We start from the raw sequence: 13,264 nt of genomic DNA, 5'->3' as shown, positions 1-13,264 counted from the left end.
CGGATGCCGTAGACCGGCTTCGACACGCAACCCAAGACAAAGGAATCGATCATGGCCAACATCGTGGCAACCGACGGCCCGGACTTCATCCATGTCGCCGGCGACGGCAACTCGCCCCCAAGCGCCATCTTCACCGAGTTCGATACTGCCACCAACGGCAGCGACGTCATCAACACGGCGGGGGGCAGCGACATCGTCTTCGCCGGCGGCGGCGGCGACACGCTGAAGGGGCTCGGCGGTAACGACATCCTGAGCGGTCAGGCCGGCGACGACTCCCTCGACGGCGGCGACCTCAACGACCGGCTGATCGGCGGGGCGGGGGCGGACGCGCTCAGCGGCGGCGCCGGCCGCGACATCATCCAGTTCGACGGCGGCACCGGCGTGACGGTCAATCTGACGACGCTGCAGGCTTCGGGCGGCGAGGCCCAGGGCGACACCCTCGCGAACGACATCGAGGACATCCAGGGCAGCGCCGGCGGTGATGCCCTGACCGGGTCGGTCGTGGCCAACCAGCTCTTCGGCCTGAACGGCAACGACACTCTCCTCGGCCTCGGCGAAGACGACACGCTGGACGGCGATGCCGGCAGCGACCGGCTCGAAGGCGGCGACGGCGACGACATCCTCCGCGGCGGCGCCGGGGGCGATGTCCTGATCGGCGGCGCCGGCATCGACACGGCCCAGTTCGGCGGCGGCGCGGCCGGGGTGGTGGTGAATCTCACCGCCAATGCGGTCGCCGGCGGCGACGCCGCGGGCGACACCATCTCCGGCATCGAGAACGTCCTCGGCACCGGCAGCGCCGACACGCTGATCGGGTCCGCCGCGGCCAACCTGCTGGATGGCGGCGGCGGCAACGATATCCTGTCGGGACTCGCCGGAAACGATACGCTGCGCGGCAACTCCTTCGACGACCGCCTGCATGGCGGTGCCGGGGCGGATGTGCTGGACGGCGACAGCGGCATCGACACCGCCACCTACAGCGACAGCGTGGGCGGCGTGGCGGTCAACCTTGCCACCGGCATCGGCAGCGGCGCCCATGCCGCGGGCGACACGCTGCAGCAGATCGAGAACGTCCAGGGCAGCGCCTTCGCCGACAGCCTGACCGGGTCGAGCCTCGACAACGTCCTCCGCGGCGGTGCCGGCGCCGACGTGCTGGTCGGCGGGTTCGGCATCGACACCGCCGCCTATGACGAGGGCGGCGTCGGCGTGGTGGTTGACCTCGCCGCCGGCACCGGTGCCGGCGGCAACGCCCAGGGCGACACGCTGAGCGGGATCGAGAACCTCACCGGCGGCCTCGGCGCCGACCGGCTGACCGGGTCGAGCGCGAAAAACGTCCTGCAAGGTCTGTCGGGCAACGACATCCTCCGCGGCGGCAATGGGGGCGACACGCTGGACGGCGGCGCCGGCATCGACCTCGCCACCTATTTCGGCTCCACCACCGCGGTGAAGGTCGATCTCGGCAACACCAGCCTGGAAAGCGGCGGCGAGGCGGGCGGCGACCGCCTGATCGACATCGAGAACGTCAACGGCAGCACCGCCGGCGACACCCTCACCGGCAATGCCGTCGCCAACGCCCTCAGCGGCTTTGAGGGCAACGACCTGCTCAAGGGTGCGGCCGGCAAGGACATGCTGGCCGGCGGCCTCGGCGCCGACCGCTTCATCTATGCCGCGACCGGCGACAGCGTGGTCGGCGCCAATGCCGACCGGATCGTCGATTTCAGCCGAGCCCAGGGCGACAGGATCGACCTGGCCGGCATCGACGCCAACCTCTCGGCCATCGGCAACCAGAGCTTCAGCTTCATCGGCAGCGGCCTGTTCACCGGCGCGGCCGGACAGCTGCGCTTCGCCGTCACCGCCCCCGGCGTCACGACCGTCGCCGGCGACGTCACCGGCGACGGCGTGTCGGATTTCCACATCACCCTGGCCGGCCAGATCGGCCTGCAGGCCACGGACTTCGTGCTCTGACCCGAGCACCCGCCGCGGCCACCCGATATCGAGGAAGCGGATCATGCGCAGACGACAGGTCTTCACCGGACCTTGCCCGGCCCGGTCGGAAGCATCCGCGCTCTGGGGCCTGGCAGCCGCCGGGATGCTGCCCGGCCGGAGCATGAGCGACGCCGGCAGCCCGCGGCAGACCTTCGAGCTGTGGCTGCGGCGGGCGCGGACCCGCCGCCAGCTCGGCGTGCTCGGCGACCGTGAGCTGCGCGACGTCGGCCTCGACCGCGCCGCCGCGGCCCGCGAGGCGAACAAGCCGTTCTGGATGGCCTGACGGCAGACCTCTCGCTTCACAAGGAATCGCATCATGCGCAAACGACTGGTCCTCGCCCTGCTGTGCCTCGCCCTGCCGTCCGCGGCCCGGGGACATGAGGCGGCCGACGCAGCCCTGTGCCGCGGCGTCGGCGGCGACGGCGTGCTGCAGGCCGAACTGCTGTTCGGCCGCAATATCGAGGGGCGGGCCAATGTGTCCGACGCTCAATGGACGGACTTCCTGGGCCGGGAGGTGACGCCGCGCTTCCCGGACGGGCTGACGGTGTTCGAGGCGGCCGGCCAGTGGCGCGACAGCGAGACCCGGCAGGTGGTGCGCGAGCCCTCCTATGTCGTCATGATCCTGGCCCCGAACACGCCGGACACGCTGGCCCGGCTGGCGGAGATCCGGGCCGCCTATGTCAGCCGGTTCCGCCAGCAATCGGTCGGGCTGACCCTGGCCCCAACCTGCGCCGACTTCTGAGGCCTGTCGTGGCCAGTGCAGGCATGGCGCGTCGGGACGAGGTGGCGACCGCAGGCTGGCGCGACGTCTACGACGCTTGGTTCCCGTCGGGGCTGAATCGCCACTATATCACGAAGTCGCCGGCCACCACGCCGATAGACCCCGTGAGCTGGATGTGAAAGTCCGAAGTGCCGTCGCCGTTGATGTCGCCGGCAATGGTGGTGATGGTGCCGTTGGAGTGGTAGCGCAGCTGCCCGGCGACGCCGGTGTAGAGGGCGGGGCCGATGAAGCTGAAGGCTTGGTCGCCGGCGGAGCCGGTGTCGGCGTCGATCGCCGACAGGTCGATCTTGTCGCCCTGGGCATGGCTGAAATCTGTGATCCGGTCGGCATTGGCCCCGACTGCGCTGTCGGCGGAAGCGGTGTAGGCGAAGCGGTCCGTCCCGGTGCCGCCGGCGAGCGTGTCCTTGCCCCCGGCGCCGGTAAGCACGTCGTTGCCGTTCCAGCCCTGCAGTGTGTTCATGCCGCTGTTGCCGATAAGACTGTCGTCGCCGTGGCTGCCGGAGAGGTTCTCAATTCCGGTCAGCATGTCGCCCGCGGCTTGGCCGCCGCTCCCGGTGCCGCTGACGAGGTCGACCACGACCCCAGTGGTGCCAGTATAATAGCTGGCGGTGTCGCTGCCGGTGCCGCCATCGAGCGTGTCGGCGCCGAGATAGCCATAAAGCACATCGTTGCCGCCGCCGCCGTTGAGCACGTCGTTGCCGCCGTTGCCGGTGAGCACGTCGTTGCCGTACCCGCCTTGCAGCGTGTTCGCGCCGCTGTCGCCGATGAGGCTGTCGTCGCCCTGGCTGCCGTCGATGTTCTCAATTCCGGTCAGCCTGTCGCCCGCGGCCTCGCCGCCGCTGCCGGTGCCGTGGTGGTCGACGAGGGTGAGGTTGACCACGACCCCAGTGGTGCCAATGTAGTAGCTGGCAGTGTCGCTGCCGTCGCCACCGAAGAAGTCGTCGGCGCCGGCGCCGCCGCGGAGCACGTCGTCGCCGGAGTAGCCGAAGAGGACGTCGTCGCCTTCAAGTCCAGACAGCATGTTGGCGCCGTCATTTCCCGAGATCCTGTTGTCGGCGGCGTTGCCGGTTCCGCTGAGATTGGCGAGGCCGCCGAAGGCGAGCGCCTCGACATTGTCGGCCAGCGTGAAATTGATGAAGGCGGCGACCTGGTCATAGCCTTCGTTGGCATACTCGATCACGATGTCGCCGGCGGAGTCGACCGTCACCTGATCGTCACCGGTGCCGCCGATCAGGAGGTCGTCGCCAACACCGCCGTCCAGCCGGTCGTCACCGGTGCCGCCGATTAGGATATCGTCACCAAGACCGCCATCCAGCCGAGTGCTCACCGGGGGCGGCGGCGGCGACCTGCTGAAGGGCGGGGCCGGCAATGACAGCTTCGTCTACACGGCGCTGTCGGACAGCACCGTCTCCGGCGCCGGCAAGGACACCATCGCCGATTTCTCGACCGGCGACCGGATCGACCTGTCGGCGATCGATGCCGATGGCAACCCGAGCAATGGCGACACCGCCTTCAGCTTCGGCACCGGCGACTACACCCGCCATGCCGGCGAACTGCGGATGGTGACCTACGGCCAGGTCCAGGTGGTCTATGTCGACGTCAACGGCGACAAGGTCTCCGACTTCGCCATCAACGTCACCGCCGACCACGCCCTGACCGCCAGCGACTTCCTGCTGTAGCCGCTGCTGATCTGAGCAATCTTGCGACCGCTTCCTGCCCAATCCGGACGTCGCGCCAAGCCGCCGTGACGTCCGCTCCTCACCCATGAACGAACCCGCTTTCGCGGGAGGACGAGTGTCGCAGCCGGACCATAATTGGCAATGGTGGTGGGTGGGTGAGCGGTAAGGCGTGACGACCAGGGCATCCGATCCCGAGCATCGAAGGTCCAGCGACCTTCGGCTCGAGAGAGGAGCACCCCGATGACCATCCATCCGTCACATCGTCCCGTCAGCGCGCTCCGCGAGCGCATGATCGAGGACATGAGGGTGCGCGGCTTCACCGAGAAGACCCGCAGCGACTATGTTCGGCACGTCCGTTCGTTCGCGGCCTTCATCGGCCGGTCGCCGGACACGGCGACGGCGGAGGACCTGCGCCGTTTCCAGTTGCACCAGACGCAGACCGGCGTGCAGCCGCCGAGCGTCAACAGCGCGGTCTCGGCCCTGCGCTTCTTTTTCACCGTGACGCTGGATCGGCCGGACTTGGCCCGGCGGCTCACCGTGGTGCGCGAGCCGCGCCGGCTGCCGGCCGTGCTGAGCGTCGAGGAGGTCACGCTGCTGCTCCAGGCGTCGCCGGGGCCGAAGTACAAGGCGGCGCTCGCCACCGCCTACGGCGCCGGGCTGCGCGTCTCCGAGGTGGTCGCGCTCAAGGTCGGCGACATCGATTCCGAGCGCATGCTGCTGCGGGTCGAGCAGGGCAAGGGCCGCAAGGACCGCCACGCCATGCTGTCGCCGCAGCGGCTCGAGCTGCTGCGCGCCTGGTGGCGGGAGGGGCGGCGCTTGGGCGTTCTGCTGCCGCGGGGCTGGCTGTTTCCGGGCCGCAACCCGGTCGAGCCGCTGTCGACCCGTCAGCTCAACCGTGCCGTCCATGCCGCCGCCGAGGTCGCCGGGATCAAGAAGCGGGTGTCGCCGCACACGCTGCGGCACAGCTTCGCCACCCACCTGCTGGAACAGGACACCGACATCCGCGTCATCCAGAGCCTGCCCCGCGAAGGCGGGGGTGCTGCTCGGCCACGCCAAGCTCGACACCACGGCCCTCTACACCCGCGTCGCCAACACCACGATCCGCAGCGTGACCAGTCCGCTCGACCGGCTCGCGCCGCTGCCCGCAGGGAGGCCGAGACCCGGAGCCTAGCCCGGCGGCGGTGCGCCGCCCGAAGCTGGAGGTCGCAGACATCTTCCATCACCATGGGGCCGCCTGGCGCCGAGCCAATGCCGGGCATGTGAGCCTCGGCCAGCTCAAGGTGATGTCGGCCATCGAATGCTGCCGCTCGGCCGCCCTCGGCGGTCATGTCGAGCACTGCGAGGATTGCGGCCACAGCCGGATCGCCGACAACTCGTGCCGCAACCGCCATTGTCCCAAGTGCCAGGGCGCCCATGCAACCGGCCGGCTGGCGTTCTTCGGCGAACTCGATGGCTTGCGTGACCGGCAGGCCTTCGCCGCGCACCTCGCGCCGCTCGGCAGGAAGAACTGGTTCGTCTACGCCAAGCCGCCCTTCGCCGGGGCCCGAGGCGGTGCTCGCCTATCTCGCCCGCTACACCCACCGCGTCGCCATCTCCAACAGCCGCCTGGTCGGCCTCGACGAGCGCGGCGTCACCTTCCGCGACAAGGATTACCGCCGCAACGGCCGGGAGCGGCTTCGCACGATGACGCTGGCGCCCGACGAGTTCATCAGGCGCTTCCTGCTCCATGTTCTGCCCAAGGGGTTCCACCGCATCCGTCACTACGGATTGCTCGCCAGCGCCACCTGCAAGGCCAACATCGCGCGGGCCAAAGAACTGATCGCCGCGCCCCCGATCTCGATCGATCCGGCAACCCAGCATGACGACGCGGACATGGCCGCCGGCGTCGCGGCCGACCATCGCCCGCCATGCCCCTGTTGCGGCGGCCGCATGATCATCGTCGAGAGCTTCAGGCGCGGCAACGCACCCCGCGGCCCACCATCGCCCCGAGCCGGGGTCAGGGCCGCGATGCCATGACGCCCACTGCCTCATCGCACCAGCCGCCTGCCGGGGGACCTTGCTTCCGCCGTCGCATCGCTGTCGCCCCGGCGCCTCCGAAGGCGCGGGCGACGCCGTCGATCATGCCAGGACAACCCCGCCGACGGCCGTCGCGACGACAAACTCCCGACCGCTATCGTCGTGCCGCCGCCATCGATACCCGCCAGCGCATTCCTCACGCACCCCGCCGCCGCCATCAAATCCCCATAGACCGCTGATCCTCACCTGGCCGCCGCGGGGTCCTTCCTGGGAGGGTTTCGGACGCCGGCCCTCAGCGCCGGCGGATAGGTCTCGACGGGCCGGCATCCGAAACCCTTCACCATTGCAGACGTTCGACAGCCCTGACGGAAAGCATCCACTGTGGGTCGAGCAAGGTTTCGAGCCGTTTCCAGGTCGGACGGCGTTGTTAACGCAATGTTCATTGCGCCGGTTATGTGCCTCGTTCATGATACGTTCTATGGAACCCGCATCAGAAGAACTCGACCTCCAGGCCTATTGCCGCAGCCTTGCGCTGCAGCAGGTCCGGACGCTTACGCGCCTGGCCGAGATCGCCATGCAGTTGGCCGAAGGCGAAGGCGCCCGCGCGCTGGCCGCCCAGGTTCGGGCCGCCGAGCCCAAGGCCGACGCGGTCGCGGTGGAGACGGCCCGGGCCGAGGCGCGGGAGGCCGGGCTGGCCTTCAGCCGCTTCTCCAACTCGGTGCAGCGCTCGCTGGCCCAGCGCGCCCGCGCCGCCGACCGGCTCTGCGCCCGCGACAAGGTCGAGGCTCCCGACCGCGAGGCCGCCCGCAAGGCCCGCCGCGATCGGCACCGCGAGCAGGTCCGGGAGGTTCTGCAGGACATGATCTGGAATGAGACCGAGGATCTCGACCGCGTCGACGACCTGCACGCCGAGCTCGATGAGCGGATCCGGCACCTCTACGAGGACGAGGATGTCCGGGTCGAGGACCGGCCGGTCGGCTCGGTGATGGCCGGGCTGGCCTGCGGCCTCGGCTTCGCCGAGCAATGGCGCAACTGGGCTCACGGCTGGCCGGGCACGCCGCGGCCGGCCCGCCCCGCCGGCAGCGAGGCCAGAATTGAAGCCGAGCGGGCCAAACGTCGGGACGCCGCCGTTGCCGCTGTCGAGCGGGCCTGCGCCCAGGTCGACCCGGCCCGGATCGACGGGATCAGGGCCGGTCTGGCGGTCCGGCTGCAGGAAGCCGACGTGATCGAATGGCTCGACACCGAGACCATCTTCACCGTCACCGACCGTCTCTGCCGCTCCCTCGGCATCGACAGCTCCGACTGCCTCGAATCCCTCTGCGACCAAAACCCCGACACCCCCGACACCGGATAACGGTCCGCAGCGCTACGCCCCGATCAGCGGCAGCGCGCCTCCGGCCGCGGCCAGGCCGAGGACGACGGTCCAGGGCGGCGCCTTCCACACCGTCAGGGCCAGGAAGCCGGCCAGCGCCAGGGCGAAATCGCTCGGCGCCAGCACGGCACTGGTCCAGACCGGGCTGTAGAGGGCCGCGCCGAGGATGCCGACCACGGCCGCATTGGCGCCGCGCATGGCGCTCTGCGCGCCCGGGTACCGGCGCAGCGCGTCCCAATAGGGCAGGGCGCCGTAGAGCAGCAGCAGCCCCGGCAGGAAGATCGCGGCCAGCGCGATCGCGGCGCCGGCGACGCCGTTCGGCGCCGGCCCCATCACCGCGCCGAGCCAGGCGGCGAAGGTGAACAGCGGCCCGGGCACCGCCTGTGCCAGGCCGTAGCCTTCGAGGAAGGCCTCGTTCGTCACCCAGCCGGGCGCCACCACCTCGGCCTGCAGCAGCGGCAGCACCACATGGCCGCCGCCGAAAACCAGCGCGCCGGAACGGTAGAAAGCATCGAACAGCGCGAGGCCCTGGCTTCCGGTCGCCGCCGCCAGCGCCGGCACGGCCAGGAAGAGCGCGGCGAACAGGATCAGGGCGGCGGCGCCGCCTTGGCGCGACACCGGAACGTTCAGCCGGCCGGCCGAGGCGGGGCCGCCGTCGCGGCAGAGCCGAAGGCCGGCGACCGCGCCGAGGGCGATGGCGCCGATCTGGCCGAGCGATCCGGCGGCGAACGCCGTGACCGCCACTGCCGCCAATGCGATCGCCGCACGCTCCCGGTCGGGCGTCAGGGTCTTCGCCATGCCCCAGACCGCCTGGGCGACGACGGCGACCGCGACCAGCTTCAGCCCGTGCAGCACGCCCGCCGCGACCGGGCCGGTGAGGGCGGCGGCGCCGAACGCGAACAGGCAGAGCAGGACGGCCGAGGGCAGGGTGAAGCCGCACCAGGCGGCGAGCCCGCCGAGCAGCCCGCGGCCGCGCAGCAGGCCCAGGGCGAAGCCGACCTGGCTCGAGGCCGGCCCCGGCAGGAACTGGCACAGGGCGACGAGATCGGCATAGCCGGCCTCGTCGATCCATTTCCGCCGCGCCACCAGCTCGTCCCGGAAATAGCCGAGATGGGCGATCGGCCCGCCGAAGGAGGTAAGTCCGAGCTTGAGGAAGACCCAGGCCACCTCGGCCGGCGAGCCCCGGCTTGGCGGCGCGGCCGTTTCGGCGTCGTCGGTAGCAGTCATCGCGGCGGCTCGCAGCTCCGGGCGGGGCTCACCGATAGGGGAGTCCCGCCGAGGCCGTCAACCGTGGACTCCCGCCTACTCCGCCGCCGTGCCGCTGTACTGCGCCGCCGGCACGGCCGGCTGCCTCACCCGGCTCTGCGGCCTGGCCTTGCGAGCCTCGGCCAGGGCGATCTCGAGCTGCCGCCGCGCCCCGGCATGGGACGGCTCCAGCTCGACCGCCCGGCCCTGCGCCAGGGCCGCCTCGTCCCAGCGCTTCTGGGCGGCCAGCAGGTTGCCGAGATGGCGATGCAGCGCCGCCTCCTCGGGCGCCAGCTTGATCGCCTTGCGCGCGGTCGAGACCGCCTTGTCCGCCTGGTCGAGCGCGGCGAAGGCGGCGCTGAGCTGCCGCAGCGCGCCGGCATGGCCGGGATCGAGCTCGATCGCCCGGCGCAGCTCGACCACCGCGTCCTTCCAGCGCTTCCAGCCGGCGAGCAGGTTGCCGAGGTGGCGGTAGAGAGCCGCATCGTCGGGCGACAGCTCGATCGCCCGGCGCGCCGCCGCCTCCGCCTCCGCCGGCCGGTCGAGCGCGGCGAGGGCGTTGCTCAACTGGCGCTGGGCGCCGGCATGCGACGGTTCCAGCGCGATCGCCGTCTCCAGCGCCCTGGCCGCCTCGGCCCAGCGCTTGTCGGTGATCAGCAGCGCGGCCAGGGCGCGGTGCAGATGCGGCCCCTCCGGATCATGCTCCAGGGCGCGCCGGCAGGCGGCGATCGCCCGCGGCATCCGGCCCAGCTGCGACAGCACGGTGCTGTGCAGGTGGTGCAGCCGGGAATGGTCCCCGCCGCGGGCGATGGCCTCGGCGATCAGCCGCTCGGCCGCCTCGGCCTTGCCCGCCGAGATCAGGAAGCCGGCCCGCGCGGTCGTGGCATTGGCGCTGCCGGCGAAGTGCCGGCCGATCTCCTCGATCGTCGCCATCGCCTCCGCGGCATGGCCGCAGCGCAGCAGGATGCCGGCGACCCAGGCGTACAGCCCGACCATGTCGCGCTCGCGGTCGAAGGCGGTGCGGATGGTGTTGGGCGGATGGCCCAGCAGCTCGCGCGCCACCGCCGCTGCCTTCTCCTGCTCGGCCCTGGCCTGCTCGGGCTTGCGCAGATCGGTCAGGATCTCGGCCAGCAGCAGATGCAGGTCCGGGTCGATGCGGCTGTTGCGGATGGCCTCGCGCACGGCGTTCAGGGCACCGTCCAGGCGGCCCCTGGCGCGCAGGATGCGCCCGAGCTGCTCCCACATCGACGACCGGGTCGATGCTCGCAGCAGCAGCTTGCGCTTCAGCTTCTGCACCAGCTCCGGCGGGGTGGGGTCGCGGTCGTGGTCGGTCTCCGCCTCGAACAGGCGGATCGCCGTCCGCTCCGCGTCCTCCGCTTCGGCCAGGCTGCGGTCGAGCAGCAGGCAGCGTGCCAGGCTGTGGTGGAAGTCGGACCGTTGGGGATCGAGCGCCAAAGCCCGGCGCCAGTGCGGGATCGCCTCCGGCGCCCGGCCGATCGCCATCAGCATGGTGCCGGCCAGAGCCTGAGCCTCGGCCAGGTCGACCGGGGCGCGGGCGATCCACTCGCGGGCCAGCGCCCGGCCCTCGCCGTAGCGGCCATGGCCCCAGAACAGCTTGAACAGCAGCTCGGCCGCGTCGATCGACTCCGGGTCGAGCTCGAGAGCGCGGCGCAGGCTGGCGACGGCCTCGTCGATCGCGCCGGTGTGCTGGGCCGACCGGCCCATCTGGACATGGTACAGCGGGTCTGCCTCGCGCAGGCGCTGCGCCTCCCGCTCCAGGCCGGCGGCCTCGTCCTCGCCGCCCCCGTCCTTCGGGCCCCCCATGCGCAGCAGCTTGCCGAGATGCAGGAGTGTCGCCGGATGGCCGGGCAGCAGCTCCGCGGCGCGGCGCGCCTCTCCGATCGCCTCCCCGGTCCGGCCGCCGCGGGCCAGGGCCTCGCTCCGGACCCGGTGCTGATAGGCCGTGACCTCGGCCGGCCGGGCAGGGGCCTCGACCGGCTGCTCGTCCTCGCCGTCGGGAAAGACCCGGGCCAGGGTCCGGTGCAGCTCCTCGTCGATCTCCAGCCCCGGGCCGTCGCCATGGAACAGCTCGGTCCGCTTGGCGTCGGACAGGTTCGAATCGACGTCCCAGGCGGTGTTGATCGGCTTGAAGTGGCGCAGGCCGACCTTGAAGCCGGCTTGGTCCGGGATCATGCCGATGACGTTGTGGATCGCCCACTGCACGTCCTCGGGCGACTTCGCCGGCACCACCGCCCATTTCTCGGTGCAGGCGTCCAGGCGCCCCGCCTTCTTGTGGAAGAAGTGCTTGTGCCGGCGCTGCTGCGGCAGGGGCTCGGTCGCGTAATTGTGGATCCACCAGCCGTCGAAGCGGATGAAGCCGGTGTCCGACTGCTCGGCGATCTCGAACACGCTCTGCCCGTCGCGGGTGACGGCCAGCTCGTCGATATCGGCGTTGACGACGCTGGCGGCCGTCGGGAAACAGCGCAGCCGCGCATGCTCGAAGGCCGCGGCCTGGCCGTAAAACGAATCCCAGATGCTGTAGGACAGCGGCCGTCGGCCGTCGAACACGCCCCATTTGTACGGCCAGGGGATGGTCAGCACCTCGATCGCCGGATCGATCGAGCGCAGCGCGTCGTCGAGCTCGCGCACGTCGTAGGCGGTGGAGTTGTTGTCGTACAGGACGACGCCGTTGCAGCCATGGCCGCGCGAATAGTAGCGGACCCAGTCCTGGATCCAGGCGATGTCGTTGTCCTGGCTCATCGCATAGATGCAGCGCCGGCCGGCGAACAGCCCGCTCAGATTGGGCTGCGGCGCCAGGAAGGCGCGGCCCAGGCTGGTGTCGGCGATCAGCCCGGTGGTCCCGGGCGGTACCGGGACGGTGACCAGGTCGACCCAGCGCTTGTGCCGCACCTGGAAGGTGCACGGCTGCATCGAGGGCAGGGCGGTGAACCGGAACTCCAGTTCCGTCTCCAGGTTCAACAGCGGCGGCCCGACCAGGCGGATCGACTCGCCCGACGCGTCCCAGAACACGTCGCAGAACACCGTGGTGAAGTCGAAATCATCCTCGTAGTCGGCATGCCGCAGGGTGGGCGGCCGCGGCGGCATGCGGATCGGGTCGTGGCTGAAATCCAGGATCCAGGGGGACAGCGCCGACAGCCGCCGGGGCGCGCTGCTCTTCGTCGCCGGCGTCTCGGCGGCCTGCTCCGGCTCCGCCTCGGCCGCATAGGCTTGGATCAGCCGGCGCAGCCCGTCCTCGACCGTGATCTCGGCGCGCCAGCCCAGCAGCGCTTCGGCCCGTGCCGGATCGCCCCGGAAATGTGCCACGTCGAAATTGCGGGGCGGTGCCGTGCGGATCTCGACCGGGGCCAGCGCGCCCGCCCGGGCCATCTCGGCCAGCTCGCCCAGCGACACGGCGCGGCCGCCGACGAAATGGATCGGCGGCAGCGCCCGGTGGCCGTCCTTCAGGCATTCCACCAGCAGGGCGAGGCCGCGGCCGACATCCTCGACATGGGTGAAGTCGAAGGTGTTCTCGGCGCCTTCGATCGAGATCGTGCCGCCCGTCGCGGCCGCCCGGGCGAAGGCCGGCACCACCCGGTCGGGATGGTCGGCGGTCGAGCCGAAGACGTTGGAGAAGCGGACGATCGCGGTGGCCAGCCCGGCCTCCCGGGCGCGGCCGACCGCGGCCTCGGCGGCGGCCTTGGACCGGCCGTAGATGTTGACCGGCTCGAGCGGCGCGTCCTCCGGCACCGGCAGCGTCGCCGAATCGCCATAGACCTCGCGGCTGCTGGCATAGACCACCCAGGGCCGGCGGTCGGCCGGCTGCTCCAGCGCGACCTTCAGCACCGTCTCGGTGCCGTTCACATTGATGTCCCAGCACAGCTCCGGGTTGCGCTCGCCGGTGATGACGCGGGAGACGGCGGCGAGGGAGATGACGCCATCGCAGCCGGCCATGGCCTGCCGCAGCTGGTCGGCGTTCCGGATGTCGCCATGGCCGGGCGTTTCCGGCTCATGGGCGATGTCGAAGGGGACCGGCTCGTGTCCGGCCTCAGCCAGGCATCGCATCGCTTCCGTGCCGATCAGCCCGCGCGAGCCCGTGATGAGGATTCTCATGAAGGTCGGCGTTCCCATGCTCGAAGGCGGCAAGTCCGCGCTCGCGCGCCCTCAGGTTCCACGCATCCGAACGAAAGC

At 71.0% G+C, this 13,264-nt stretch carries 9 protein-coding genes and 1 pseudogene; 7 read left to right on the top strand and 3 right to left on the bottom strand.

Going from position 1 to position 13,264, the window contains the following annotated elements:
• Positions 1 to 51: 51 nt before the first annotated feature.
• Genes QFZ27_RS31455 through QFZ27_RS31445 form a run of 3 tightly spaced genes read left to right on the top strand, consistent with a single transcriptional unit; the run spans position 52 to position 2,725 of the window.
• On the top strand, positions 52 to 1,962 hold the full coding sequence (locus tag QFZ27_RS31455; RefSeq protein WP_429230401.1) for a calcium-binding protein: 1,911 nt from the start codon (positions 52 to 54) through the stop codon (positions 1,960 to 1,962).
• A 43-nt stretch (positions 1,963 to 2,005) separates the two neighbouring features.
• Positions 2,006 to 2,266 carry a DUF1127 domain-containing protein gene (locus QFZ27_RS31450; RefSeq protein ID WP_429230400.1) on the top strand — a complete coding sequence of 87 codons (261 nt, stop codon included), beginning with the start codon at positions 2,006 to 2,008 and terminating at the stop codon, positions 2,264 to 2,266.
• Between the two features lie 33 nt (positions 2,267 to 2,299).
• A complete protein-coding gene (locus tag QFZ27_RS31445) occupies positions 2,300 to 2,725 on the top strand; it encodes a DUF3574 domain-containing protein (protein ID WP_429230399.1) in 426 nt (141 codons plus the stop codon).
• Positions 2,726 to 2,828: 103 nt separating this feature from the next.
• Here the strand turns inward: QFZ27_RS31445 and QFZ27_RS31440 are convergent, their stop codons facing one another.
• Complete coding sequence (locus QFZ27_RS31440) at positions 2,829 to 4,091, bottom strand: calcium-binding protein (protein WP_429230398.1); 1,263 nt, start codon at positions 4,089 to 4,091, stop codon at positions 2,829 to 2,831.
• On the opposite strand from QFZ27_RS31440, the gene QFZ27_RS31435 reads away from it, so the two are divergent.
• From QFZ27_RS31435 to QFZ27_RS31420, 4 genes and pseudogenes are all read left to right on the top strand, one after another.
• Positions 4,084 to 4,443 (top strand): M10 family metallopeptidase C-terminal domain-containing protein, encoded by a 360-nt coding sequence (locus QFZ27_RS31435; protein WP_429230397.1) that lies wholly within the window; start codon positions 4,084 to 4,086, stop codon positions 4,441 to 4,443. The two genes, QFZ27_RS31440 and QFZ27_RS31435, sit on opposite strands and share 8 nt — an antisense overlap.
• 240 nt (positions 4,444 to 4,683) lie before the next feature.
• Positions 4,684 to 5,706, top strand: coding sequence for a tyrosine-type recombinase/integrase (locus QFZ27_RS31430; RefSeq protein ID WP_429230396.1), 1,023 nt, complete (start codon positions 4,684 to 4,686; stop codon positions 5,704 to 5,706).
• Positions 5,625 to 6,459, top strand: a pseudogene (locus QFZ27_RS31425) (IS91 family transposase). Before QFZ27_RS31430 ends, QFZ27_RS31425 begins: the two are co-directional and overlap by 82 nt.
• Before the next feature lie 478 nt (positions 6,460 to 6,937).
• Entirely contained in the window at positions 6,938 to 7,813 is an 876-nt protein-coding gene (locus QFZ27_RS31420) for a hypothetical protein (protein ID WP_429230395.1), read from the top strand.
• Between the two features lie 12 nt (positions 7,814 to 7,825).
• Here the strand turns inward: QFZ27_RS31420 and chrA are convergent, their stop codons facing one another.
• Positions 7,826 to 9,058, bottom strand: coding sequence for a chromate efflux transporter (gene chrA, locus QFZ27_RS31415; protein ID WP_429230394.1), 1,233 nt, complete (start codon positions 9,056 to 9,058; stop codon positions 7,826 to 7,828).
• A 75-nt stretch (positions 9,059 to 9,133) separates the two neighbouring features.
• Complete coding sequence (locus QFZ27_RS31410; protein WP_429230393.1) at positions 9,134 to 13,186, bottom strand: NAD-dependent epimerase/dehydratase family protein; 4,053 nt, start codon at positions 13,184 to 13,186, stop codon at positions 9,134 to 9,136.
• Positions 13,187 to 13,264: the final 78 nt, after the last annotated feature.

The organism is Inquilinus ginsengisoli, assembly GCF_050434925.1.
GTDB classification, from domain to species: Bacteria; Pseudomonadota; Alphaproteobacteria; order DSM-16000; family Inquilinaceae; genus Inquilinus; species Inquilinus ginsengisoli_B.
Note: the sequence above shows the minus strand (reverse complement) of the source record. Positions and strands in the feature narration are given on the sequence as shown.